The following is a 24,675-nucleotide window of genomic DNA, read 5'->3' as shown; positions in this document are numbered from 1 at the left end:
TGCGTCGAGATGGTCATGCTCGTGACAAGCTCGAACGCTCACGCAACGGCTCAAAGTTCTGAACGCGGGATGTCTCGCATGAGCGACTCCTTGCAGCTCAGACGCGTCATGACGGACGCGCCGAGTGATGGAACCGCTCCCACTGGTGTCAACGAAGTTAGCGCCAAGTGAGGGCAAAGGACAGGGGAGTTGCCGACTTTTGCCCAAGCCCGCCTGTCGAATCTTTTCGACTCTTCAAGCATCTTGACCCCTTGCACCCCCGTCCTCACTATGGGAGCGCTCCCACTGGTTCAAGCCTTGACTTCTCCGAGCCGCAAGGAGGAACCAGCACATGCATCCCCCACCCCGGAGACGAAGAGTGGTGAGGCGCGCCTGGACGGCCGTCGTCGCCGCTCTGGCACTTCCGTTCACGCTGCTCGCGACGGGCACGACCCCCGCCCAGGCGGCCCCGCTCCAGTGCAGCGTGGACTACAAGACGAACGACTGGGGCTCCGGCTTCACCACGGACGTGACGATCACCAACCGCGGCACCGACGTGATCGACGGCTGGACCCTGACGTACGCCTACACGGGCAACCAGAGGCTCAGCAACGGCTGGAACGGCACCTGGTCGCAGTCCGGCCAGAGCATCACCGTGAAGAACGCCCCGTACAACGGCCGGATCGCCGCCGGCGCCGCGGTCTCCACCGGGGCGCAGTTCAGCTACAGCGGCACCAACGCCGCACCGAGCTCCTTCGCGATCAACGGCACCACCTGCACGGGCGCCCACCAGCCCCCGATCACGGTGCTGACCAGCCCGGCCGCGGGCGCGGTCTACTCGCAGGGCGACGCGGTACCGCTCGCGGCCACCGCCGCGGCGGCCGACAACGCCACCATCAGCAAGGTCGAGTTCTACGACGACACCACCCTGCTGGGCACGGACACGAGCGCGCCCTACTCGCTCTCCGTCTCCAGCTTGACCGTGGGCAGTCACTCTCTGCTGGCGAAGGCCTACGACAGCCTGGGCGCGTCCGCGGAGTCGACGCCGGTCGGCATCACGGTCGCCTCGGGACCGGCCGTGGTGGCCTCCACCAACCAACTCGCCGTGCAGCAGGGCGAGACGGGCACGTACGACATCAAGCTGTCGACGCAGCCGTCGGCCAACGTGACCGTCACGACCGCCCGCGCGAGCGGCAACACCGGTCTGTCGGTGACGGGCGGTGCCTCGCTCGTCTTCACCCCGTCGAACTGGAACACGGCGCAGCGCGTGACCATCACCGCCGACTCCTCCGGGACCGGCGCGGCGACCTTCGAGTCGACCGCGAACGGCCATGCCAAGGCCGCGGTGACCGTCACCCAGATCGAGGCGTCGGGCGAGTACGACGCCCGCTTCCTGGAGCTGTACGGGAAGATCACCAACCCGGCGAACGGCTACTTCTCCCCCGAGGGCATCCCCTACCACTCGGTCGAGACGTTGATCGTCGAGGCACCGGACCACGGCCACGAGACCACGTCGGAGGCGTACAGCTACCTCCTGTGGCTGCAGGCCATGTACGGCAAGGTCACGGGTGACTGGTCCAAGTTCAACGGGGCCTGGGAGATCATGGAGAAGTACATGATCCCGACCCACGCCGACCAGCCGACGAACTCGTTCTACAACGCCTCCAAACCCGCGACCTACGCGCCGGAGCTGGACACCCCGAACGAGTACCCGGCCAAGCTCGACACCTCGGTGTCGGTCGGCCCGGACCCGATCGCGGCCGAGCTGAAGAGCGCGTACGGCACGGACGACGTGTACGGCATGCACTGGCTCCAGGACGTGGACAACGTCTACGGCTACGGCAACTCGCCCGGCAAGTGCGAGGCGGGGCCGGCCGACACCGGTCCCTCGTACATCAACACCTTCCAGCGCGGCGTGCAGGAGTCGGTGTGGGAGACGGTGCCGCAGCCGACCTGCGACCAGTTCAAGTACGGTGGCAAGAACGGGTACCTGGACCTGTTCACCGGTGACGCCTCCTACGCCAAGCAGTGGAAGTTCACCAACGCCCCGGACGCCGACGCCCGTGCGGTGCAGGCCGCGTACTGGGCCGACAAGTGGGCGGACGCGCAGGGCAAGGGCGGGGACATCTCCGCGACCGTCGCCAAGGCCGCGAAGATGGGCGACTACCTGCGGTACGCGATGTACGACAAGTACTTCAAGAAGGTGGGCAACTGCGTCGGTCCGGCGGCCTGTCCGGCCGGTACCGGCAAGGACTCCTCGCACTACCTGCTCTCCTGGTACTACGCCTGGGGCGGTGCCACCGACGCCTCGGCGGGCTGGGCCTGGCGCATCGGCTCCAGCCACACGCACGGCGGCTACCAGAACCCGATGGCCGCCTACGCGCTCGCGAGTTACGCCGACCTGAAGCCGAAGTCGGCGACGGGACAGGCGGACTGGGCCAAGTCCCTGGAGCGGCAGATCGAGTTCTACCGCTGGCTGCAGTCCAGCGAGGGCGCGATCGCGGGCGGGGCGACCAACAGCTGGGCGGGCCGCTACGCGACTCCGCCGGCCGGGAAGTCGACCTTCTACGGCATGTACTACGACCAGCAGCCCGTCTACCACGACCCGCCGTCCAACCAGTGGTTCGGCTTCCAGGCGTGGTCGATGGAGCGGGTGGCCGAGTACTACCAGCAGACGGGCAACGCGTCCGCCAAGGCGGTCCTCGACAAGTGGGTCGACTGGGCGCTCGCGCACACCACGATCAACCCGGACGGCACGTACCGGATCCCGTCGACGCTGCAGTGGTCGGGCCAGCCCGACACCTGGAACGCCACGAGTCCCGGTGCCAACACGGGACTTCACGTCACCGTCGCCGACTACACCAACGACGTCGGGGTGGCGGCCGCGTACGCCAAGACCCTGACGTACTACGCCGACCGCTCGGGTGACACCCAGGCGGCGACGACGGCGAAGGCCCTGCTGGACGGCATGTGGGACAACCACCAGGACGCCCTCGGCATCGCCGTCCCGGAGAACCGCGCCGACTACAACCGCTTCGACGACCCGGTCTACATCCCGAGCGGCTGGACCGGCACGATGCCGAACGGCGACGCGATCAACTCCTCGTCGACGTTCGACTCCATCCGCACCTTCTACGAGGACGACCCGGCCTGGTCGAAGATCGAGGCCTACCTGGCCGGCGGCGCGGTCCCGTCCTTCACGTACCACCGCTTCTGGGCCCAGGCGGACATCGCCCTGGCCATGGGTTCGTACGCGGAGCTGCTCGAATAGCCCGCCCCTGCCAGGAGTTCCGCGTACGTGGTCCCGCCACCTGACGGCGGGGCCTACCGGCCGGGCGGCCCTCACCCGCACTGAGGGTCGCCCGGCACCTCTCACTCTGCATGGAAAGCGCTTGCCCACCTACCCGCGTCCATCCACCCCCATCGGAAGGACTCCCGTGCGAAGAACCCGCATCCTCACGGCCGTGTTCGCGCTGGCGGCCGGCCTGCTCGCGGGCACGCCGCCCGCGCTGGCGGCCGAGCCCGACGAGTCGCCGGTGTCGATCGCCGCCGACACCTACACCTGGAAGAACGCCCGGATCGACGGCGGCGGATTCGTCCCCGGCATCGTCTTCAACCGCACCGAGAAGAACCTCGCCTACGCCCGAACCGACATCGGCGGCGCCTACCGCTGGGTCGAGTCCTCCAAGACCTGGACCCCGCTGCTCGACTCGGTGGGCTGGGACGACTGGGGCCACACCGGTGTCATCAGCCTCGCCTCCGACTCGGTCGACCCGGACCGGGTGTACGCGGCCGTCGGCACGTACACCAACAGCTGGGACCCGGGCAACGGAGCCGTGCTGCGCTCCGCGGACCGGGGCGCGAGCTGGCGGAAGGCGGACCTGCCGTTCAAGCTGGGCGGCAACATGCCGGGCCGGGGCATGGGCGAGCGGCTCGCGGTCGACCCGAACAGGAACAGCGTGCTGTATCTGGGCGCGCCGAGCGGCAAGGGCCTGTGGCGGTCGACGGACTCCGGCGCGAGCTGGTCGCAGGTGACGAACTTCCCCAACGTCGGGAACTACGCCCAGGATCCGAGCGACACCAGCGGCTACGCCTCCGACAACCAGGGCATCGTCTGGGTCACCTTCGACGAGTCCACGGGCACCTCCGGGAGCGCGACGCGGACGATCTACGTCGGGGTCGCCGACCTCCAGAACTCGGTGTACCGCTCGACGGACGCCGGCGCGACCTGGTCCCGGGTCGCCGGGCAGCCGACCGGCCAACTGGCCCACAAGGGCGTGCTGGACGCGACCAACGGCCACCTCTATCTGTCGTACAGCGACAAGGGCGGTCCCTACGACGGCGGCAAGGGCCAGTTGTGGCGGTACGCGACGGCGACGGGCACCTGGACGAACATCAGCCCGGTGGCGGAGGCGGACACCTACTACGGCTTCAGCGGGCTGACCGTCGACCGGCAGGACCCCGGCACGGTGATGGCCACGGCGTACAGCTCCTGGTGGCCCGACACCCAGATCTTCCGCTCCACCGACTCCGGCGCCACCTGGACGAAGGCCTGGGACTACACCTCGTACCCCAACCGCGCCAACCGCTACACCATGGACGTCTCCTCCTCCCCCTGGCTGACCTGGAACGCCACTCCCAGCCCGCCCGAGCAGACACCCAAACTCGGCTGGATGACGGAGGCGTTGGAGATCGACCCGTTCGACTCCGGCCGCATGATGTACGGCACCGGCGCGACGATCTACGGCACCGAGAACCTCACCAACTGGGACAGCGGAAGCCAGTTCACCATCAAGCCGATGGTGCAGGGCCTGGAGGAGACAGCGGTCCAGGACCTGGCCTCGCCCCCGTCGGGCGCCCCGCTGCTCAGCGCCCTCGGTGACATCGGCGGCTTCCGGCACACCGATCTCACCAAGGTCCCGTCGATGATGTTCACCCAGCCGAACTTCACCACGACGACCAGTCTGGACTTCGCGGAGTCCCACCCGAACACGGTCGTGCGGGTGGGCAACCTGGACTCCGGCCCGCACATCGCGTTCTCCACCGACAACGGCGCCAACTGGTTCGCGGGTACGGACCCTTCGGGCGTCAGCGGCGGCGGCACGGTCGCGGCGGCGTCCGACGGCAGCCGCTTCGTGTGGAGCCCGCAGGGCGCGGGCGTGCACTACGCGACCGGCTTCGGCACCTCCTGGACCGCCTCCTCCGGGATTCCGGCGGGGGCGATCGTCGAGTCCGACCGGGTCGACAAGAACGTCTTCTACGGATTCAAGTCCGGCAAGTTCTACGTCAGTACGGACGGCGGCGCGACCTTCACCGCCTCCGCCGCGACCGGCCTGCCAAGCGGCGACAGCGTCCGCTTCAAGGCCCTGCCCGGCGGCAAGGGCGATGTGTGGCTGGCGGGCGGCGCGAGCGATGGGGCGTACGGGCTGTGGCACTCGACGAACGGCGGTACCAGCTTCACCAAGCTGGCCAATGTCGAGCAGGCCGACACCATCGGCTTCGGCAAGGCGGCCACGGGGGCGTCGTACCAGACGCTCTACACCAGCGCGAAGATCGGCGGGGTGCGCGGCATCTTCCGCTCCACCGACCAGGGCGCCACCTGGACCCGCATCAACGACGACGCCCACCAGTGGGGTTGGACGGGTGCGGCGATCACCGGTGACCCGAGGGTCTACGGCCGGGTCTATGTCGCGACCAACGGCCGGGGGATCATCTACGGCGACTCCTCCGACGGCGGAGGCGGCACGGATCCCGGCCCCGACCCGACGCCGACCGGCGCCTGTGCGGTGACGTACAAGATCACCAATCAGTGGCAGGGCGGTTTCCAGGCGGACGTCCAGCTGACCAATAACGGCACCGGCGCCTGGTCGGGCTGGGCCCTGGGCTGGTCGTTCCCGAACGGCCAGACGATCTCGCAGATGTGGAACGCCGAGCACTCCCAGTCCGGCTCGGCGGTCACGGCGAAGAACGTCGGCTGGAACGCGAACGTGGCGGCCGGTTCCTCGGTGAGCTTCGGCTTCACCGGCAACTGGACCGGCACGAACGGCAGACCGACCGCCTTCAAGGTCGGCGACCAGTCCTGCACGGTGAACTGACCGGCCCGAAGGGGCGCGTGCCGTACGTCGGCGCGCGCCCTTTCCGCTGTCGCTACATCACTTCACGTCACCGGCGAAGACGGACTCCTCCGAGTCCCAGTCGGGCGCGACCTCGACCTGGAGGAAGGTCTCCTTCTTCGGGAGTTCGCAGGCCCACGGGACGGAGAGGGACCGGCCGGCCAGGATCTTGCTGTCGGGGAGACCGTCGAGGCCCTCGTCGTAGATGGCCTCGCCCTCCTTGCCCTGGTCGCCGTAGACGCAGTTGACGGTCATCTCGTTGGCGTCGACGGTCGCGTCGGAGTTGTTGACCACCTTGATGGTGAACTTCACGTAGGGCGTGTTCTCCGGGGCCGCGTACTCGCTGGACACCCCGCGCCCGAACCCGGAGAGGCTGACCTCGACGTCGTTCTCGTACGCGACGGTGTCGTTCAGGCTGTAGGAGTCGCCGCTGCCGGCCTCCTCGGCGGCCGGCTCCTCGGACCCGGCGTCCGCGTCGGACTCGGACTCGGACTCGGCGGCGGGAGCCGTCTTGGTGACGGTGACCGTGGGCGCGGGCTTGGCCTCGCTGTCGCCGCCGCTGACCCCGGCCGTGACGGCGGAGGCGAGCACCGCGGCGACCACGGCGGCGGCCGTGGCGATCAGGGCCGTACGCGAACCGTTCTGCGGCTTCTGCGGCGGGGGCGCGACCGGCGGCCCGTATCCGGGCATGGGCGGCGGCGTGAACTGCTGACTCATGATCCCCCCAGGGAATTGCTGTTGAGAACTGAATCTTGCCTGGTGAAGGGGGGAATGTGGAGCCCTCGTGATGAAAACGTGCTGATGGGAGGGCGTCCTGCCCCCAACGAGGGCAGGACGCCGAGGGCTCAGGGCGCGTACACCGCCGGACGCGGTGCCGTGGGCATGCCGTTGCCGAGGAAGAAGCTCGGATGCGGCGGCTGGTTGTAGGCCGTATTTTGCCAAGCGAGACCCGTGCGGTACATCGTGTCGTGCAGCAGGGTCGTGATCCTGGTGCCGGTCTCGTACGGCGTCGAGTAGATCCGCAGGGCCGTGTTGTCGCTGGTCGGCCAGATGACCTCCTCGCGCCAGTCGCCGAGGATGTCGCCGGACAGGGACGGCGTGGCCTTGGTGCCGTTGTTGGAGTGGACCGAGGCGCCGGTCAGCAGCCGGGTGTCCGACGAGGTGCCGTACTTGTCGATGCGGGTGCCGTCGAGGAGTTCCCGCACCGGGTCCCCGTCCCACCAGGACAGGAAGTTGACGGAGGACGGCTCACGGCCCTTGGTGGCCCCGGCCTCGTCCCGGATGCTCGTGTCCGACGCGGACCACATCTCGGCCCCGTCGTTCCCGGCGTACACGTCCCCGGCCACACCCCGCCCGTTGTCGCAGCAGGCGGCGAGCTGCCAGCGGACGCTGCCGTTCGCGGGGTTGAGGTACAGCTCGGCCGGCTGCGAGGTGGACTCGGAGACCTTGAAGTACTCCAGGCCCGAGGTCGAGGGGTCGAGGTCGCCGAGGTGCTGGGCGTCTCCGTGGCCGGTCCTCGCGGTCCACAGACCGGCGCCGTTGTCGTCGACGGCCATCGAGCCGTAGACGATCTCGTCCTTGCCGTCGTTGTCGACGTCCCCCACGGACAGGCTGTGCGAGCCCTGGCCGTCGTACCCCTTGCCGGCGTTGGTGGAGGAGCTGGTGTCGAAGGTCCAGCGGCGGGTGAAGGCGCCGTTGCGCCAGTCCCAGGCGGCGATGACGCTCCGCGTGTAGTAGCCGCGCGCCATGATCAGGGAGGGCCGGACGCCGTCCAGGTACGCCGTGCCCGCCAGGAACCGGTCGACGCGGTTGCCGTAGGAGTCGCCCCACGACGACACCGTGCCGCGCGCCGGGACATAGTCGACGGACTGCATCGCTCGGCCCGTCTGCCCGTTGAACATGGTCAGGTACTCGGGGCCGGAGAGGACGTATCCACTGGAGTTGCGGTGGTCGGCCGAGGCGCTGCCGATCACCGTGCCGCCGCCGTCGACCGTGCCGTCCGCCGTCTTCATCGCGACCTCGGCCTTGCGGTCGCCGTCGTAGTCGTAGACCTGGAACTGCGTGTAGTGGGCGCCGGAGCGGATGTTGCGGCCCAGGTCGATCCGCCACAGCCGGGTGCCGTCGAGCCTGACGCCGTCGACGATCGTGTTGCCGGTGTAGCCGGACTGCGAGTTGTCCTTGGCGTTGGTGGGCTGCCACTTCAGCACCAGGTCCAGGGCACCGTCACCGTCGAGGTCGCCGACGGAGGCGTCGTTGGCCTCGTAGGTGTAGGCCACGCCGTCCGGGGTGGTGCCGCCCGCCGGCGGGCTGATCGGGACGTCCTTGTAGCCGGTGCGGAACTGGATCGCGTGGACGGAGTCGCCCTGCTCCACGCCGTTCACGATCGCGCGGACCGTGTAGTCGGCGTGCGCGGGGGCGCCGGAGTGGAAGTAGTTGGTGGAGCCGGTGACCGGCGTCGCGTTGACCTTCGTACCGGCGCGGTAGAGGTTGAAGGAGACGCTGTCGGGGTCGGTGCCGAGCCAGCGCCAGCTGACCAGGTTGCCGCTGCCGGTGTGGACGCTGACGACACCCCGGTCGAGCGCCTCCACCTGGCGGGCGGTGGCGGCCTCGGCCGGGGTGGCGCCGGTGAACGCGGTCAGCCCGGCGGCGACGAGCGCGGCCGTGGCGCCGAGCGCGGACAGGACGGCCCTGCGTCTGCGGTGCTTGTGCGGGTGCTGCACGAGACGTACCTCCTGGGAGGACGGACGGGTTCCGTTCCCCCTCAGTCGCCGCCGTAGGCCGTGAAGTTGCCGTACTTCTCGGCCAGTTCGGCGACCGTACGCGCGATCCTCGTGCGCAGTTCGGCGGGCTGGAGCACCTCGACGTCCGTGCCGAGGCGCAGGAAGTCGCCGTGGGCGTGGTCGACGGACTCGATCGGGACGGTGGCGCGCGTCCAGCCGTCGGGCTCGGTCCGCAGGTCACGGGCCCTCGGGAGGGTCCGGCCCGGCGCCAGCCGGACCACCGCCTCGCTCCGGTACAGGCGGTCCTGGAAGCCGCGCTGGTAGCGGTCCCAGTAGGCGGCGAGGTCGAAGTCGTCGGGACGGCCGAACTCCTCGTCGGAGGCGTGCAGTTCGAGGATCTGGTCGACCCGGAAGGTGCGCGGCCCTGGCCCGGCCACCACGTACCAGCGGCCCGCCTTCAGGACCAGGCCGTACGGTTCGAGGCGGCGCTCGACGTCGGTGGGCTCGCGCCAGCGGCGGTACAGCACGTTCAGCACCCGGCTGTTCCAGACGGCGTCGGCGACGGCCGGGAGGAACGGGGTCTCGTCGCCGTCGGTGTACCAGCCCGGGGCGTCGAGGTGGAAGCGGCTGCTGATCCGGTCGGCCTGCACCGGGAGCGCGGCGCGCACCTTCAGCTCGGCGGCGGCCAGCACCGACCCGAGGCCCAGCTCGGCGGCCGGACCCGGCACCCCGGCGAGGAAGAGGGCCTCGGCCTCGTCGGCGGTCAAGCCGGTGAGACGGGTGCGGTAGCCGTCTAGCAGGCGGTAGCCGCCCGCGTGCCCGGCGTCGCCGTACAGCGGCACTCCGGCCGCGCTCAGCGCCTCCACGTCCCGGTAGACCGTGCGGACGGAGACCTCCAGCTCGTCGGCGAGCTGGGCGGCGGTCATCCGGCCCCGAGTCTGGAGCAGCAGGAGGATCGAGACGAGACGGCTGGACTTCACTGACACAGGATGTCAGTGAAGCCCTCCTAACGTGCCCACATGCCCTTCACGGAGAAACTGTTGACCGTGCCACCGCCGATCGAGGTGGCGGGACGCCGCATCAAGCGCTACCACGTCACCACCGACCCCGCCGGCATCGCGCCGGAGGTCGCCGAGGCGGCGTACGCGATCCTGCCGAAGCTGCTGCCGGGGCCCGACGACACCCCGCCCGCGACCTTCGTGGTGCTGCACCGGGGCGGGGACACCGGCGCCTACCTCAACGCCTACAGCTGGGTGTGGGACAACGTGCTGCACTTCCGGGGCGCGGCGGCCGGCCAGCCGGTGCTGGGCTGCCCGGACCAGGACCCCGCCCACTTCGTCCCGACGGGCCGGCCCTGGATCGGCTGCGTCTGGGAGCTGCCCCCGGTCCAGCACGAACGGGACGCCTGGATACGGCACCTGCTGGCACCCGAAGTCCCTGATCTGGAGGCCTACTTGACCGATTCGATGCCCGAGGGAACCACGGGAGGGCGCTCATGAGCACCGCGCACGACTTCGACTTCTTCCACGGCGACTGGGTGGTCCACCACCGCCGCCGCACCGACTTCCTCGACCCGGCCGGCGACTGGGAGGAGTTCCCGGGCGCCTCGCGCTGCTGGAGCCTGTTCGACGGGGCCGCGAACATCGACGAGATCGACATGCCGCACCTGGGCGCGAAGGGGCTGACTCTGCGCCTGTTCGACCGGGAGACCCGGCAGTGGTCCCTGAACTGGTCCTCCAGCCGCAGCGGCAAGCTCTTCCCGCCGGTCGTCGGCCACTTCGACGGTGACCGGGGCGAGTTCTACGGCGACGACACCCACGACAACAAGGACGTGCGCGCGCGGTTCGTCTGGTCGGGTGTCTCCCCGGCCGCCGCCCGCTGGGAGCAGGCGTTCTCCCTCGACGGCGGAGCGACCTGGCTGACCAACTGGGTCATGGACTTCACCCGGCCTTCCGGAACGCCCGCAGGCTGAACACGGGGTCGGGGCGGCGGAGCTCCGGGTCGGGGAGGGTTTCCAGGGCGGCGGCGAAGCGCTCGGTGAGCGGGTCGCCGGGCGCGAGCTGGGTGAACCAGCCGCGCCGCAGGTCGGCCGCGGTGCCACGGGGGCTGCGGCCCTGGCCCACGCCCGCGAAACGCGCGCTGCCGACGGCTTCCAGGCCGTGCTCGGCGGCGCGTGCCTCGACCCGGGCCGCGGCGTCGGGGGCGCCGCGGCGCGGGCGCGGTGCGAGGACGGTGTCGATGTCGCTGCCGACGTCGTGGGCGGCCGCCTTGTCGACGGTGGTCACATAGACCCCGCCCGGCCGCAGCACCCGGGCGCACTCGGCGACCACGGCACCCATGTCGTCGCCCCGGTCGAGCAGGTGTAGCAGCCACACACTGGTCACCGCGTCGAAGGTCCCGTCGGCGAAGGGCAGCCGGCGGCTGTCGGCCAGCACGACCGCGCCGGGCAGCCGGGCCGCGGCCATCCGGGCCATCCCGTACGTCAGATCCGCGCCGGTCACCCGCAGCGCGGGCCGCGCCGCCGCGAGCCGCCGGGTGACGATCCCGGTGCCGCAGGCCACGTCGAGGAGGCTGCGGGCACCCTCGGGAAGCAGCCCGAGCACCGCCTCGGCCGCGGCGGCGGCCCGGGGTTCGCCGCCGCGCGTCAGGTCGTAGGCGTCGGCTTCCTTGTCGTAGTCGAGCACGCGCCCCTCACTCGGCCCCGTGCCCCGCGGCCAGCTCCTGGACCCGGCGTGCCAGCTCGAAGTCCTTCTCGGTCACCGCGCCGCCCACGCTGTGGGTGTTCACGGTGAGGGAGACGCTGTGGTAGCCGAGCGTGAGGTCGGAGTGGTGGTCGAGCTCCTCCTGGACCCGGGCGATGTGGACGACCATCGCGGCCGCCGCGAAGTGCGAGGACAGCCGGTAGGAACGGGCGATGCGGTCACCGTCGAGCGACCAGCCCGGCAACTCCGCGAGCCGGTCCTCGATCTCCTTCTGCGACAACGGTTCGACGGCCATGACGCCGCTCCTTCCTGGGCTGCGGGCTTTGCTCCCAGACTGCCACAGAGCGAGGGCCGAAGCCCTGGTCAGAAGGGGTGCCTTCGCGGAGGTCCGCCCGGATGCGGCGCTCCTTCGTCTACGGTCGTCATATGACCGTCACTTCCACCGACCGGGGCGTCGGCCCCCTCCTGCGGGCCTGGCGGGAGCAGCGCCGGGTCAGTCAGCTGGAGCTGGCCCTGCGCGCCGACTCCTCGGCGCGGCACATCAGCTTCATCGAGACGGGCCGTTCCCGGCCGAGCGAGGAGATGGTCCTGCGGCTCGCCGAGCATCTCGACGTGCCGGTCCGGGAGCGCAACGCCCTGCTGCTGGCGGCGGGTTACGCCCCGCGCTACCCGGAGACCCCGCTGGACGACCCGGCGCTGGACGCCGTGCGCGCGGGCATGGAGCGGCTGATCCAGGGCTATGAGCCGTATCCGGCCATCGTGGTGGACGCGATGTACAACGTGCGGGCGGCCAACCGGGGCATCCTCATGCTCCTCGACGGCGTCCCCGAGCACCTGCTGGCTCCCCCGCTGAACGCGATGCGCCTGACCCTGCACCCGGAGGGACTGGCCCCGCGCATCCGCAACCTGCGCGAGTGGCGCGGCCATCTGCTCGCCCAGATGGAACGGCAGATCGCGCTGCACCGCTCGGAGCCGCTGCGCGAGCTGTACGAGGAGGTGGCCGGATACCCGGTGCCGGAGACCGGGGCGGGCAGCGAACCGGAGGAACCCGTGCCGTACTTCGCGCTGCCGTTGCAGATCGAGCACGAGGGCCGGACGCTGTCCTTCATCTCCTCGATCTCCACCTTCAACACCCCGATGGACGTGACGGTCGCCGAGCTGGCCATCGAGACGCTGCTCCCGGCCGACCCGGCGACGGTCAAATACCTTCAGACGCTGCTGCCCTGACGGTTCCTCAGCGCCATGTGCTGCAGCACGGCGAACCCGGCCACGGTGAGCGCCTGGAGCACGGTCCACACCGCGCCGGTCGCGGTCGGCGACAGCCACAAAGCGAGGGCGAGCAGACTGAGCGCGGCCCAGCCGAAGTTGGCCTCGACGACGACCCGCACGGGAAGGGTGCCGGGCCGCTCGCGCGAGGCGAGCAGGCCAACGCCACCGGCGTACACGGCGAGGAACGCGCCGAGTCCGAGCAGCAGCGCGGAGTCCACCCCGAGCAGCCGCCCGAGCGGCCCGGAAAGGGCGAGGTAGGCAAGGGCGTTGCCGCCGGTCACCACCGCGTCGAGGGCGAGGAAGCGGCGCAGCACGGCTTGCGGGTCGGAGGTCCGGGCGAGCACGGCGATCTGGTGCGCGGACATGACGAATCACCCTCCGTCGGGTAGGAGCTGTCGGACAGGAGCCGGTACGGGAACCCGGGTCCCGGGTCGGAGTGCGCCGACCCGGAGCCCGGTGACCCAACGATCGCGCGCCCGCCCGACCTGGTCGATTACCTCCCGGGTAATGCCGGTCCCGGCAGTGGCGAGCGCCTCACCGGCGAACCCGTGAGAGCGGAAGCGGAACGTGGCAGACTGCACGGGTACTTCGGCGCGTAGGGGAGGCGTGGCGTGAGTGAGCGGCGGCCTGCGCCGACCGTGGGTCAGGTGGTGCTGGGCAAGCGGTTGCAGGAGCTGCGGGAAGCGGCCGGGCTCAAACGCGAGGAGGCCGCGAAGGTCCTGCGGGTGGCCTCGGCGACGGTCCGCCGGATGGAGATGGCCGAGGTCTCCCTGAAGATCCCGTACGTACAGGTGCTGCTGGAGACGTACGGCGTGCCCGAGGAGGAGGCGGCCGCCTTCGTCTCGCTGGCCGAGGAGGCGAACCAGCCGGGCTGGTGGCAGCGGTACCACGACGTCCTGCCGGACTGGTTCAGCCTGTATGTGAGCCTCGAGGGCGCGGCGCGGATCATCCGCTCGTACGAGCCCCACTTCGTCCCGGGCCTGCTCCAGACCGAGGACTACGCGCGCGCCGTGCTGGAGGCCGGCACCATCGGGCAGACCGGGCCGGAGATGATCGAGCGGCATGTGTCGCTGCGGATGGAGCGGCAGCGCCTGCTGGAGAGCCCGGACCGGCCGCACCTGTGGGTGATCATGGACGAGACGGTGCTGCGGCGGCCGGTGAGCATCCATCCCTCGGTGATGCGCGAACAGCTCGACAAGCTGCTGGAGTTCGCCGAGCGGGACCGGATCACGCTGCAGATAGCCGAGTTCGCCCGCGGCCCGCACCCCGGCACGTACGCGCCCTTCACCCTCTTCCGGTTCGGCGAGCCCGAGCTGCCGGACATGGTGTTCACCGAGTATCTGACCGGCGCGCTGTACCTGGACTCCCGCACGGAGGTCGCGGCCCATCTGGAGGTCCTGGACCACATGTCCACGGGCGCCGCCTCCGCCGACCGCACCAGGAAGCTCCTGAGGGAGCGCCGCGCGGACTTCTGAGCCGTCCCCGCACCCGTGCCCTGACCCGTACGGGTGCCGTCAGCAGGTGCGCTCCCCGGTGCCGCCCTAGGTTCGAGATCACGGGCAAGCAAGGGAGCGCACGTGACCGACACCCAGACACCGCCCACGGAGCCCGGGGCGGCGCTGCTGAAGGCCGGGCGGTTCTTCCGGCCCGGCACTCCCGCGCCGGACCTGCACAGCGTCGCGCTGACCGGCGGGCGCGAGGCGGACGCCTTCTACCGGGACCGCTGGAGCCACGACAAGGTCGTGAACTCCACGCACGGCGTGAACTGCACCGGCTCCTGCCGCTGGAAGGTGTACGTCAAGGACGGCATCATCACCTGGGAGACCCAGCAGACGGACTACCCGAGCGTCGGCCCGGACCGCCCGGAGTACGAGCCCCGCGGCTGCCCGCGCGGGGCCGCGTTCTCCTGGTACACCTACTCCCCCACCCGTGTGCGCTACCCCTACGTCCGGGGCGTGCTGCTGGAGCTGTACCGGGAGGCCAAGCAGCGCCTGAAGGACCCCGTCCTCGCCTGGGCCGACATCCAGGGCGACCCCGAGCGGCGCCGCCGCTACCAGCGGGCACGCGGCAAGGGCGGCCTGGTGCGGGCGAGTTGGGACGAGGCCGTGGAGATCGTGGCCGCCGCCCAGGTCCACACGATCAAGGCGTACGGCCCCGACCGCATCGCCGGCTTCTCCCCCATCCCCGCGATGTCGATGGTCAGCCACGCGGCGGGCGCCCGCTTCCACTCCCTGATCGGCGCCCCGATGCTGTCGTTCTACGACTGGTACGCGGACCTTCCCGTCGCCTCCCCGCAGGTCTTCGGCGACCAGACCGACGTACCGGAGTCGGGCGACTGGTGGGACGCGGCCTACCTGATGATGTGGGGTTCGAACGTCCCCGTCACCCGCACTCCGGACGCCCACTGGATGGCGGAGGCCCGTTATCGCGGCCAGAAGGTCGTGGTGGTCGCCCCCGACTACGCGGACAACGCGAAGTTCGCCGACGAGTGGCTGCACCCGCACCCCGGCACGGACGGCGCGCTGGCGCTCGCGATGGGCCATGTCGTCCTCAAGGAGTTCTTCGTCGACCGCGAGACGCCGTTCTTCACCGACTACGTCCGGCGGTTCACCGACCTGCCCTTCCTGGTCACGCTCACCGAACGGGACGGCTCCCTCGTCCCCGGCAAGTTCCTGCGCGCCTCCGACCTCGGCCAGAGCGGCGAGGGCGCCGAATGGAAGACGGTCGTCCTCGACGAGGTCACCGGACGCGCGGTCGTCCCCAAGGGCTCCCTGGGCTTCCGCTGGACGGATTCCGGCAAGGGCGACTGGAACCTCGGACTCGGTGCGATCAAGCCGCGGTTGAGCCTGTACGGCAGCGCCATCGCGGCCGGTGTCGAGGTGCTGCTCCCGCGCTTCGACACCGAACAGGGCCGGGGAGACGTCCTGCGCAGAGGCGTCCCCGCCACCCGTCTCGGCGGCCAGGACGGCCCCCTGGTGACGACGGTCCACGACCTCCTCCTCGCCCAGTACGGCGTCTTCCGGCCCGGCCTGCCCGGCAGCTGGCCCGCCTCCTACGAGGACGCGGACGCGCCCGGCACCCCCGCCTGGCAGGAGGTGCACACCTCCGTCCCGGCCGCCAAGTGCGTCAAGATCGCGCGGGAGTTCGCGCGGACCGCCGAGCGGTCCAAGGGCCGCTGCATGATCCTCATGGGCGCGGGCACGAACCACTGGTTCCACTCCGAGACGATCTACCGCGCCTTCCTCGCCCTGCTCCAGCTCACCGGCTGCCAGGGCCGCAACGGCGGCGGCTGGGCGCACTACGTCGGCCAGGAGAAGTGCCGCCCGGTGACCGGCTGGGCCACCCTCGCGGCCGGTTCGGACTGGTCCCGCCCGCCGCGCCAGATGATCGGCACCGCGTACTGGTTCCTCAACACCGACCAGTGGCGCTACGACCGCTTCACCGCCGACGTGCTGGCCTCACCGCTCGGCGAGGGCCGGTTCGAGGGAATGACGGGCGCGGACTGCCTGGCGCTGTCGGCGCGTTCGGGGTGGATGCCGTCGTACCCGACGTTCGACCGCAATCCGCTGGAGCTGGGCGAGGCGTTCGGCGACCCGGTGGCGAAGGCGGTGGCCGAACTCCGCGCGGGCACCCTCAAGTTCGCCTGCGAGGACCCGGACGCGCCGGAGAACTGGCCGCGGGTGCTGACCCTGTGGCGGGCCAATCTGCTCGGTTCCTCGGCGAAAGGCGCCGAGTACTTCACCAAGCACCTCCTGGGCACGCAGTCGTCGCTGAGCGCCGAGGAGGCGCGGCCCGAGGAGCGTCCGCGCGATGTGACGTGGCGGGAGGAGGCGCCCGAGGGCAAGCTCGACCTGCTGCTGTCGCTGGACTTCCGGCAGACGTCCTCCACGCTGCTCTCCGACGTCGTCCTGCCCGCCGCGACCTGGTACGAGAAGCACGATCTGTCCAGCACGGACATGCACCCCTACGTGCACTCCTTCACCCCGGCCGTGGACCCGCCGTGGCAGGCGCGCACCGACTTCGACACCTTCAAGGCCCTGGCCGAGCGGCTGAGCGAGCTGGCCGAGGGCCATCTCGGGGTGCGCAAGGACCTGGTGGCCTCGCCCCTCCAGCACGACACCCCGGGCGAGATCGCCCAGCCGGGCGGTGTCGTACGGGACTGGAAGCGCGGTGAGTGCGACCCCGTGCCCGGCAGGACCCTGCCGAACCTGACGGTCGTGGAGCGCGACTACACGAGGATCGGCGCGAAGTTCTCCGCCCTCGGCCCCCTGGTCGAGCGGCTGGGCCTGCCCGCCAAGGGGATCGCGCTGCAGCCGGACGAGGAGGTCGAGCACCTGCGGCGGCTCAACGGCGTCGCGTTCGACGACCGCCCGTCCCTCGACACGGCCGTGAAGGCGGCGAACACCATCCTCGCCCTGTCCGGCACCACCAACGGCCGCCTGGCCACCCAGGGGTTCCGCACCCTGGAGGCACGCACCGGCCAGGAGATGGCCCACCTCGCCGCCGATCACGAGGGCAGGCGCGTCACCTACGCCGACACCCAGGCGGCACCGGTGCCGGTGATCACCTCGCCGGAGTGGTCGGGCAGCGAGGCGGGCGGGCGCCGCTACACGGCGTTCACGCTCAACACCGAGCACCTCAAGCCCTGGCACACCCTCACCGGACGCCAGCACTTCTTCCTGGACCACGACTGGATCCACGAGCTGGGCGAGGCGCTGCCGGTGTACCGGCCGCCCCTGGACATGCACCGGCTGTTCGGCGAACCGCGCCTGGGCCCGGACGGCACCAAGGAGGTGACGGTCCGCTACCTCACTCCGCACAACAAGTGGTCCATCCACTCCGAGTACCAGGACAACCTGTTCATGCTGGCGCTCTCCCGCGGCGGCCAGAACATCTGGATGTCCCCGCAGGACGCGGAGGCGATCGGCGTCGTCGACAACGACTGGATCGAGGCGGTCAACCGCAACGGCGTGGTCGTGGCCCGCGCGGTCGTCTCGCACCGGATGCCGGCCGGCACGGTCTACCTGCACCACGCCCAGGAGCGCACGGTGAACGTGCCGAAGACCGAGGCCACCGGCGCGCGCGGCGGCATCCACAACTCCCTCACCCGGCTGATCCTCAAGCCGTCCCATCTCATCGGCGGCTACGCCCAGTTGTCCTGGGCCTTCAACTACCTGGGCCCTACGGGCAACCAGCGTGACGAGGTGACGGTGATCCGCCGTCGCGGCCAGGAGGTCGAGTACTGATGCGTCCGATGGCCCAGATCGCCATGGTGATGAACCTCGACAAGTGCATCGGCTGCCACACCTGCTCGGTCACCTGCAAGCAGGCGTGGACCAACCGCCAGGGCATGGAGTACGTCTGGTTCAACAACGTCGAGACCCGCCCGGGGCAGGGCTATCCGCGCCGCTACGAGGACCAGGAGCGCTGGCGCGGCGGCTGGGAGCTGAACCGGCGGGGCGCGCTGAAGCTGAAGGCGGGCGGGCGGCTGCGCAAGCTCGCCGGGATCTTCTCCAACCCCGAACTCCCGGAGATCAAGGACTACTACGAGCCCTGGACGTACGACTACAAGAACCTCACCGACGCCCCGCTCGGCGACGACTACCCGGTCGCCCGGCCCGTCTCGCAGCTCGACGGCAAGCCGATGAAGATCGAGTGGTCGTCGAACTGGGACGACAACCTCGCGGGCGCTCCCGCGTACGGCGACCTCGACCCCATGGTCGAGCGCACCCGGCAACAGGCCTCGGACAAGGTGCGGTTCGAGTTCGAGCAGACCTTCATGTTCTATCTGCCGCGCATCTGCGAGCACTGCCTGAACCCGTCCTGTGTGGCGTCCTGTCCGTCCGGCGCGATGTACAAGCGGGCGGAGGACGGCATCGTCCTCGTCGACCAGGACCACTGCCGGGGCTGGCGGATGTGCGTGACGGGATGCCCGTACAAGAAGGTCTACTTCAACCACCGCACCGGCAAGGCCGAGAAGTGCACCCTGTGCTATCCGCGCCTGGAGGTGGGGCTGCCGACGGTCTGCTCGGAGACCTGCGTCGGCCGGCTGCGCTACCTCGGGGTCGTGCTCTACGACGCCGACAAGGTGACCGCCGCCGCGTCCGAGAAGGACGAGAAGGCGCTGTACGAGGCCCAGTTGGGGGTCTTCCTCGATCCCGGGGACGAGGAGGTGCGGCGGGCGGCGGAGGCGGCGGGGATCCCGTACGACTGGCTGGAGGCGGCCCGGCGCTCCCCGGTGCACACGCTGATCAGCAAGTACCGGGTGGCGCTTCCGCTGCACCCGGAGTACCGCACGATGCCGATGGTCTGGTACATCCCGCCGCTGTCGCCGGTGGTGGACGCACTGTCGGAGACCGGGCACGACGGCGAGGACGCGGGGAACCTGTTCGGCGCGATCGACACGCTGCGCATCCCGCTGGAGTACCTGGCGGAGGTCTTCACCGCCGGTGACACCGCTCCGGTGCGGGCCTCGCTGGAGAAGCTCGCCGCGATGCGCTCCCACATGCGGGCCCTGAACCTCGGCGAGGTCCCCGACCCGTCGGTGCCGGCCGCCGTGGGCATGAGGCCGGAGGAGATCGAGGAGATGTACCGGCTGCTGGCCATCGCCAAGTACGAGGACCGGTACGTGATCCCGACGGCCGCCGTGGGCGACGCACGCCGGCTGGAGGAGTCCGCGCTGCCGCAGGACTGCTCCCTCGACTACGACGGCGGTCCCGGCATGGGCGGCGACGGACCGTTCGGCCAGGACTCGGGCCGCAAGCTGCTGCCGCTGGTGTCGGTGGAGAACTTCCACGTACTGCGCAGACGGCAGACCTCGGACGACGCGGAGGAGACGACCTGATGCCCTCGGACGCGGTGCTGTACCAGGCGGCTGCGCTCTGCCTGACCTACCCCGACGACGACTTCATCGCCCGGCTGCCGCTGCTGCGTGAAGCGGCCCCGCAGCTGCGGGAGTTCACCGACCACGCGGCGGTCACCGATCCCCAGGAGCTGGCCGCGCACTATGTGCAGGTCTTCGACTTCAAGAACCGGCACAGCCTCTACCTGAGCTGGTGGCGGGACGGCGACACGCGGCGGCGCGGCATGTCGCTGGTGCGCTTCAAGGAGGTCTACCGCGAGGCGGGCCTGGAGTTCAGCGGCGAGGAGCTGCCCGACTTCCTGCCCGCGGTGCTGGAGTTCGCCGCCCGCACCGGCAACACCGACCTGCTCACCGAGCACCGCGACGGCCTGGAGCGACTCCGCTCCCGGCTCACCGACTTCGGCACACCGTACGCCGCCGTCCTGGACGCCGTGTGCGCCACGCTGCCGACCGCACGCACCGGGGTGCGCCGATGACCACACTCCTCTGGGGCGTCCTGCCGTACGTCGCCTTCGCCCTGCTCGTCGCCGGACTGATCTGGCGCCACCGCTACGACAAGTTCGGCTGGACCACCCGCTCCTCGCAGATCTACGAGTCCAGGCTGCTGAACATCGCCTCGCCCGCCTTCCACTACGGCATCCTCTTCGTGCTGGTCGGCCACCTCATCGGCCTGTTCGTCCCGGAGTCCTGGACGGACGCCCTCGGAGTGAGCGAGCGCACCTACCACCTGTTCTCCCTCATCGGCGGCACCGCGGCCGGGATCGTCACGGTCGCCGGGATCGCGCTGCTGGTCTACCGCCGCCGCACCCGGGCGCCGGTGTTCCGCGCGACCACCGCCAACGACAAGCTGATGTACCTGGTGCTGGTCGCGGCGATCGTGATGGGCATGGTCGCCAAGCTGAGCCACTCCTCGGGCGACGGCTACGACTACCGTCAGTCCATGGCGCCTTGGGCGCGCAGCCTGTTCACCCTGAGCCCGGACACGGCCCGGATGGAAGGCGTCCCGGTGCTGTACCAGGTCCACGCGGTGATCGGCATGGCACTGATCGCGCTGGTGCCGTACACACGGCTGGTGCACATGTTCAGCGCGCCGGTCCAGTACCTCTTCCGCCCGTACGTGGTCTACCGCACCCGGGACCCCCGACAGCTCGGCCCCCGTCCCGAGCGGCGCGGCTGGGAGCGGGCCAAGTACTGAGCGCTCACGGCGGCGGGGGCCCGGTGAGCTGTGCCCGGGCGGCTCTGCGGAAGGCGGTGACGAGCCGGCCGCGGTCGTCGGCGCGGGTCGCGAGGACGACATGGCTGGGCTCGACCCCGTGCAGGGGGACCTGGGTGACGTCCGGGCGCGGGCCGCGGCCGCCCGGGTCGGCGGTGATGGCGATCGCCTGACCGGAGGCGATGAGCTCGAACTTGTCCTCCAGGGCGGCGATCTCGGGACCGTCGGGGGCACGGCGGCCGTCCGGGCGGGGGTCGATGCGCCAGAAGGCCTCCCAGGCCGGATGGGCGCCCGGTACGCGCGGCAGCGGCTCCTCGGCGATGTCGTCGAGCGTGACGAACTCCCTGCCCGCCAGCCGGTGGTCGAGAGGCAGCACCACCACCCTGGGTTCGTCGTACAGGATCGTGACGTGCAGGCCCTCGGCCGGGATCGGCAGCCGGGTCACCACCGCGTCCGCCCGGTGGTCCAGCAGCGCCTGACGGGCGTCGTCCCAGTCGAGGTGCTGGGCCCGCACCTCGGCGTCCGGGTACCGGTGGCGCAGCTCCTTGACGGCGGGGGTGACGATCAGGTTCGCCGTGTAGCCGACGGTGATCCGGCTGGGTTCGGCGGCGGCCCGGGTCCGGGCGGCGGCCTGGCCCGCCGAGCGCAGCAGCGCCTTGGCGAGCGGCAGGAAGACCTCCCCGGCCCCGGTGAGCCGGCTGCCCTGCGGGGTGCGGTCGAGCAGCCGCGCGCCGAGCTGCTGCTCCAGGCGCCGGATCTGCCGGCTCAGGGACGGCTGGGCCACGGCGAGGGCGGCGGCGGCACGGCCGAAGTGGCGGTGCTCGGCGACCACGGTGAAGTACCGGACCAGGCGGAGGTCGAGGTCGGGCTCTGGCATTCGACCAGCCTAGCTTGACCTGCGGTGATGCCTGAAGCGTATTGCCTGATGCGGAACAGATCTTTGATCCGTGGCGCTCGGCGGGCGCAGGGTGAGGGAGTCACCGCTTCTCTCTGACCGAAGGGTCGCATCATGCGTGTGTTCGTCACCGGGGCCACCGGTTTCATCGGTACCGCGGTCGTCCGTGAGCTCCTGGACGCGGGCCATCAGGTCGTGGGCCTGGCCCGCTCCGACCGCGGCGCGGCGGCGCTGACGGCGGCGGGAGCGGAGGTGCACCGGGGCGACCTGGACGACGTGGCGAGTCTGCGGGCGGGAGCGGCGCGGGCGGACGGCGTGATCCACACGGCGTTCGTCCACGACTTCTCGGACTACGCGGGCGCGGCGAGGACCGACCGAGGGGCGATAGCGGCTCTGGGCGAGACGCTGGCAGGCTCCGGCCGGCCGTTCGTGGTCACCTCCGGAATCGCGGGGGTCGGACCGGGCCGGGTGGTCACGGAGGACGACCCGGCCGCACCGGAATCGCCGCGCGGCTCGGAGGAGGCGCTGGCGTACGCGGACCGAGGGGTACGGGTCTCGGCGGTACGGCTGCCTCCCACGGTCCACGGCGAGGGCGACCACGGCTTCGTCCCCCGCCTGATCGAGATCGCCCGCGCCCAGGGCGTGTCGGCGTACCCCGGCGACGGCACCAACCGCTGGTCGGCCGTGCACCGCCTGGACGCGGCCCGGCTGTTCCGCCTGGCCCTGGAGGAGGCCCCGGCGGGAGCGAGGCTGCACGGGGTGGCGGAGGAGGGGGTGCCGGTGCGGGAGATCGCCGAGGCGATAGGCCGCCGCACGGGTCTGCCGGTGGCATCGGCCCCGGCAGACCACTTCGGCTGGCTGGGCCCGTTCTTCGCCCTGGACGTCCCGGCCTCCGCGGACGGGACCCGCAAGCAGCTGGCCTGGCGGCCGTCCCACAGGGAGCTGATCCCGGACCTGGACGCGGGGCACTACTTCACGAGCGAGTCCTGAAACCTAGGCCGCCCCGCCCTTCTGGTCCTTCTCGTCGTCCACGATCTCCGCGTCCACGACACCCTCGTCGTCCTGAGGCGCGGTCTGCTGCTCGGTTCCCTCCGAGGGAGTCTGCTGGGTCTGGGCATACATGGCCTGGCCCATCTTCTGGCTGACGGAGGCGAGTTTCTCCACTCCCGTGCGCAACTCGGCGGTGTCCGCGTTGCGTTCGAGGAGTTGTTTGACTTCCCCGATCGCCGACTCCACCTCGGCCTTGGTGTCGGCAGGCACCTTGTCCTCGTTGTCGCGGACGAACTTCTCCGTCTGGTACACGAGTTGCTCGGCCTGGTTGCGGGTCTCGGCCGCCTCCCGGCGTTTGCGGTCCTCCTCCGCGTACTGCTCGGCCTCCCGCATCATGCGGTCGATGTCGTCCTTCGGGAGGGCCGAGCCACCCGTCACCGTCATCTTCTGCTCGCGACCGGTCGCCAGGTCCTTCGCCGAGACGTGCATGATCCCGTTGGCGTCGATGTCGAAGGCGACCTCGATCTGCGGGACGCCCCGGGGCGCGGGCGGCAGGCCCGTCAGGTCGAAGACGCCGAGCTTCTTGTTGTACGCGGCGATCTCCCGCTCGCCCTGGTAGACCTGGATGCCCACCGAGGGCTGGTTGTCGGCGGCGGTGGTGAAGATCTCCGAACGCCGGGTGGGGATCGTGGTGTTGCGTTCGATGAGCTTCGTCATGATGCCGCCCTTGGTCTCGATACCGAGGGACAGCGGGGTGACGTCGAGGAGCAGGACGTCCTTGACGTCACCGCGGATCACACCGGCCTGGAGCGCGGCCCCGACGGCCACGACCTCGTCGGGGTTGACCCCCTTGTGCGGGTCCTTTCCGGTCAGCTCCTTCACCAGCTCCGTCACGGCCGGCATCCGGGTGGAGCCGCCCACGAGGATCACGTGGTCGACCGCGGCCAGCTTGATCCCGGCGTCCTTGACCGCCTGATGGAAGGGCGTCTTGCAGCGGTCCAGCAGATCGGCGGTCAGCTCCTGGAACTGGGCCCGGGTCATCTTCTCGTCGAGATGCAGCGGCCCCTCGGCGGAGGCGGTGATGTAGGGCAGGTTGATCGTGGTCTCGGAGGAGGACGACAGCTCGATCTTGGCCTTCTCGGCACCCTCGCGCAGCCGTTGCAGCGCCATCTTGTCGTTGCCGAGGTCGATGCCGTACTGCCCCTTGAACTTCTTCACCAGGTGCTCGACGACCCGCTGGTCCCAGTCGTCGCCGCCGAGGTGGGTGTCGCCGTTGGTGGCCTTGACCTCGATGACGCCGTCACCGATCTCCAGCAGGGAGACGTCGAAGGTGCCGCCGCCGAGGTCGAAGACGAGGACGGTCTGCTCCTCGCCCCGGTCAAGGCCGTAGGCGAGGGCGGCGGCGGTCGGCTCGTTGATGATCCGCAGCACCTTCAGGCCCGCGATCTCCCCGGCCTCCTTGGTGGCCTGGCGCTGGGCGTCGTCGAAGTAGGCGGGGACGGTGATCACCGCGTCGGTGACGTCCTCGCCGAGGTAGGACTCGGCGTCCCGCTTCAGCTTCTGCAGCACCCGGGCCGACAGCTCCTGGGCGCGGTAGCGGGTGCCGTCGACCGAGCCCTCCTGCGGGAAGCGCCAGCCGCCGTCCCCCATGTAGCGCTTGACCGAGCGGGCGGTGCGCTCGACGTTGGTCACCGCCTGCCGTTTGGCCACCTCGCCGACGAGCACCTCGCCGTTCTTGGCGAAGGCCACGACCGACGGTGTGGTCCTGGCCCCCTCCGCGTTGGCGACGACAGTGGGTTCGCCGCCCTCCAGCACGGCCACCACGGAGTTCGTGGTCCCGAGATCGATACCGACCGCACGTCCCATCGCTGTCCCCTTCCGCCAGGGCACTTCCCGGACTCCAGCACAAAACTTGAGTGGGCTCTTGTCAAT

At 70.6% G+C, this 24,675-nt stretch carries 19 protein-coding genes; 11 read left to right on the top strand and 8 right to left on the bottom strand.

Annotated elements, in window-relative coordinates:
• The first annotated feature begins 331 nt into the window (after window positions 1-331).
• A complete protein-coding gene (locus tag AC068Z_RS27345) occupies window positions 332-3,250 on the top strand; it encodes a glycoside hydrolase family 48 protein (protein WP_478560877.1) in 2,919 nt (972 codons plus the stop codon).
• Between the two features lie 166 nt (window positions 3,251-3,416).
• Window positions 3,417-6,074: a cellulose binding domain-containing protein gene (locus tag AC068Z_RS27340; protein ID WP_478560874.1), complete on the top strand. Its 2,658-nt coding sequence runs from the start codon at window positions 3,417-3,419 to the stop codon at window positions 6,072-6,074.
• Window positions 6,075-6,131: 57 nt separating this feature from the next.
• Here the strand turns inward: AC068Z_RS27340 and AC068Z_RS27335 are convergent, their stop codons facing one another.
• From AC068Z_RS27335 to AC068Z_RS27325, 3 genes are all read right to left on the bottom strand, one after another.
• Window positions 6,132-6,809: a hypothetical protein gene (locus AC068Z_RS27335; protein ID WP_478560871.1), complete on the bottom strand. Its 678-nt coding sequence runs from the start codon at window positions 6,807-6,809 to the stop codon at window positions 6,132-6,134.
• Window positions 6,810-6,937: 128 nt separating this feature from the next.
• On the bottom strand, window positions 6,938-8,812 hold the full coding sequence (locus tag AC068Z_RS27330) for a rhamnogalacturonan lyase (RefSeq protein ID WP_478560868.1): 1,875 nt from the start codon (window positions 8,810-8,812) through the stop codon (window positions 6,938-6,940).
• Between the two features lie 41 nt (window positions 8,813-8,853).
• Window positions 8,854-9,792: a helix-turn-helix transcriptional regulator gene (locus tag AC068Z_RS27325; RefSeq protein ID WP_478560865.1), complete on the bottom strand. Its 939-nt coding sequence runs from the start codon at window positions 9,790-9,792 to the stop codon at window positions 8,854-8,856.
• A 39-nt stretch (window positions 9,793-9,831) separates the two neighbouring features.
• Between AC068Z_RS27325 and AC068Z_RS27320 the strand changes: the two genes are divergently transcribed.
• Window positions 9,832-10,311, top strand: a complete 480-nt coding sequence (locus tag AC068Z_RS27320; protein WP_478560862.1) for a hypothetical protein — start codon at window positions 9,832-9,834, stop codon at window positions 10,309-10,311.
• Complete coding sequence (locus AC068Z_RS27315) at window positions 10,308-10,784, top strand: hypothetical protein (RefSeq protein WP_478560860.1); 477 nt, start codon at window positions 10,308-10,310, stop codon at window positions 10,782-10,784. Before AC068Z_RS27320 ends, AC068Z_RS27315 begins: the two co-directional genes overlap by 4 nt.
• Here the strand turns inward: AC068Z_RS27315 and AC068Z_RS27310 are convergent.
• Window positions 10,753-11,496 carry a class I SAM-dependent methyltransferase gene (locus tag AC068Z_RS27310; RefSeq protein WP_478560857.1) on the bottom strand — a complete coding sequence of 248 codons (744 nt, stop codon included), beginning with the start codon at window positions 11,494-11,496 and terminating at the stop codon, window positions 10,753-10,755. The two genes, AC068Z_RS27315 and AC068Z_RS27310, sit on opposite strands and share 32 nt — an antisense overlap.
• Window positions 11,497-11,503: 7 nt before the next feature.
• Complete coding sequence (locus AC068Z_RS27305; protein WP_478560854.1) at window positions 11,504-11,809, bottom strand: 4a-hydroxytetrahydrobiopterin dehydratase; 306 nt, start codon at window positions 11,807-11,809, stop codon at window positions 11,504-11,506.
• A gap of 131 nt (window positions 11,810-11,940) precedes the next feature.
• Between AC068Z_RS27305 and AC068Z_RS27300 the strand changes: the two genes are divergently transcribed.
• Window positions 11,941-12,741, top strand: a complete 801-nt coding sequence (locus AC068Z_RS27300; protein ID WP_478560852.1) for a helix-turn-helix domain-containing protein — start codon at window positions 11,941-11,943, stop codon at window positions 12,739-12,741.
• Here the strand turns inward: AC068Z_RS27300 and AC068Z_RS27295 are convergent.
• Window positions 12,723-13,148 (bottom strand): hypothetical protein, encoded by a 426-nt coding sequence (locus AC068Z_RS27295; protein WP_478560849.1) that lies wholly within the window; start codon window positions 13,146-13,148, stop codon window positions 12,723-12,725. The two genes, AC068Z_RS27300 and AC068Z_RS27295, sit on opposite strands and share 19 nt — an antisense overlap.
• A 246-nt stretch (window positions 13,149-13,394) precedes the next feature.
• Between AC068Z_RS27295 and AC068Z_RS27290 the strand changes: the two genes are divergently transcribed.
• From AC068Z_RS27290 to narI, 5 genes are all read left to right on the top strand, one after another.
• Window positions 13,395-14,258 carry a helix-turn-helix domain-containing protein gene (locus AC068Z_RS27290; protein ID WP_478560847.1) on the top strand — a complete coding sequence of 288 codons (864 nt, stop codon included), beginning with the start codon at window positions 13,395-13,397 and terminating at the stop codon, window positions 14,256-14,258.
• Between the two features lie 102 nt (window positions 14,259-14,360).
• The gene (locus AC068Z_RS27285) at window positions 14,361-18,029 is read left to right on the top strand and encodes a nitrate reductase subunit alpha (protein ID WP_478560844.1); all 3,669 of its coding nucleotides are present in this window, start codon (window positions 14,361-14,363) and stop codon (window positions 18,027-18,029) included.
• Window positions 18,029-19,627, top strand: coding sequence for a nitrate reductase subunit beta (gene narH / locus AC068Z_RS27280; protein WP_478560841.1), 1,599 nt, complete (start codon window positions 18,029-18,031; stop codon window positions 19,625-19,627). The genes AC068Z_RS27285 and narH overlap by 1 nt, the downstream gene beginning before the upstream one ends.
• Window positions 19,627-20,121, top strand: coding sequence for a nitrate reductase molybdenum cofactor assembly chaperone (gene narJ, locus AC068Z_RS27275; protein WP_478560838.1), 495 nt, complete (start codon window positions 19,627-19,629; stop codon window positions 20,119-20,121). Before narH ends, narJ begins: the two co-directional genes overlap by 1 nt.
• Window positions 20,118-20,840, top strand: coding sequence for a respiratory nitrate reductase subunit gamma (gene narI, locus AC068Z_RS27270; protein WP_478560835.1), 723 nt, complete (start codon window positions 20,118-20,120; stop codon window positions 20,838-20,840). Before narJ ends, narI begins: the two co-directional genes overlap by 4 nt.
• A gap of 4 nt (window positions 20,841-20,844) precedes the next feature.
• On the opposite strand, the gene AC068Z_RS27265 is transcribed toward narI, so the two are convergent.
• The gene (locus AC068Z_RS27265) at window positions 20,845-21,735 is read right to left on the bottom strand and encodes a LysR family transcriptional regulator (protein ID WP_478560832.1); all 891 of its coding nucleotides are present in this window, start codon (window positions 21,733-21,735) and stop codon (window positions 20,845-20,847) included.
• A gap of 132 nt (window positions 21,736-21,867) precedes the next feature.
• Between AC068Z_RS27265 and AC068Z_RS27260 the strand changes: the two genes are divergently transcribed.
• Window positions 21,868-22,743 carry an SDR family oxidoreductase gene (locus AC068Z_RS27260; RefSeq protein ID WP_478560829.1) on the top strand — a complete coding sequence of 292 codons (876 nt, stop codon included), beginning with the start codon at window positions 21,868-21,870 and terminating at the stop codon, window positions 22,741-22,743.
• A 3-nt stretch (window positions 22,744-22,746) separates the two neighbouring features.
• Here AC068Z_RS27260 and dnaK read toward each other — a convergent pair whose 3' ends face one another.
• A complete protein-coding gene (dnaK, locus tag AC068Z_RS27255; RefSeq protein ID WP_478560826.1) occupies window positions 22,747-24,609 on the bottom strand; it encodes a molecular chaperone DnaK in 1,863 nt (620 codons plus the stop codon).
• Between the last annotated feature and the right edge of the window lie 66 nt (window positions 24,610-24,675).

Source organism: Streptomyces sp. NPDC043726 (assembly GCF_056436565.1).
This window is presented reverse-complemented; position numbering and strand designations above follow the sequence as displayed.

Excerpts from the sequence above, each read along its gene's own strand:
- AC068Z_RS27345 (WP_478560877.1), top strand. The coding sequence starts at position 332 with ATGCATCCCCCACCCCGGAGACGAAGAGTGGTGAGGCGCGCCTGGACG.
- AC068Z_RS27335 (WP_478560871.1), bottom strand. The coding sequence starts at position 6,809 with ATGAGTCAGCAGTTCACGCCGCCGCCCATGCCCGGATACGGGCCGCCG.
- AC068Z_RS27320 (WP_478560862.1), top strand. The coding sequence starts at position 9,832 with ATGCCCTTCACGGAGAAACTGTTGACCGTGCCACCGCCGATCGAGGTG.
- AC068Z_RS27315 (WP_478560860.1), top strand. The coding sequence starts at position 10,308 with ATGAGCACCGCGCACGACTTCGACTTCTTCCACGGCGACTGGGTGGTC.
- AC068Z_RS27305 (WP_478560854.1), bottom strand. The coding sequence starts at position 11,809 with ATGGCCGTCGAACCGTTGTCGCAGAAGGAGATCGAGGACCGGCTCGCG.
- AC068Z_RS27300 (WP_478560852.1), top strand. The coding sequence starts at position 11,941 with ATGACCGTCACTTCCACCGACCGGGGCGTCGGCCCCCTCCTGCGGGCC.
- AC068Z_RS27295 (WP_478560849.1), bottom strand. The coding sequence starts at position 13,148 with ATGTCCGCGCACCAGATCGCCGTGCTCGCCCGGACCTCCGACCCGCAA.
- narH (WP_478560841.1), top strand. The coding sequence starts at position 18,029 with ATGCGTCCGATGGCCCAGATCGCCATGGTGATGAACCTCGACAAGTGC.
- narJ (WP_478560838.1), top strand. The coding sequence starts at position 19,627 with ATGCCCTCGGACGCGGTGCTGTACCAGGCGGCTGCGCTCTGCCTGACC.
- narI (WP_478560835.1), top strand. The coding sequence starts at position 20,118 with ATGACCACACTCCTCTGGGGCGTCCTGCCGTACGTCGCCTTCGCCCTG.
- AC068Z_RS27265 (WP_478560832.1), bottom strand. The coding sequence starts at position 21,735 with ATGCCAGAGCCCGACCTCGACCTCCGCCTGGTCCGGTACTTCACCGTG.
- AC068Z_RS27260 (WP_478560829.1), top strand. The coding sequence starts at position 21,868 with ATGCGTGTGTTCGTCACCGGGGCCACCGGTTTCATCGGTACCGCGGTC.
- dnaK (WP_478560826.1), bottom strand. The coding sequence starts at position 24,609 with ATGGGACGTGCGGTCGGTATCGATCTCGGGACCACGAACTCCGTGGTG.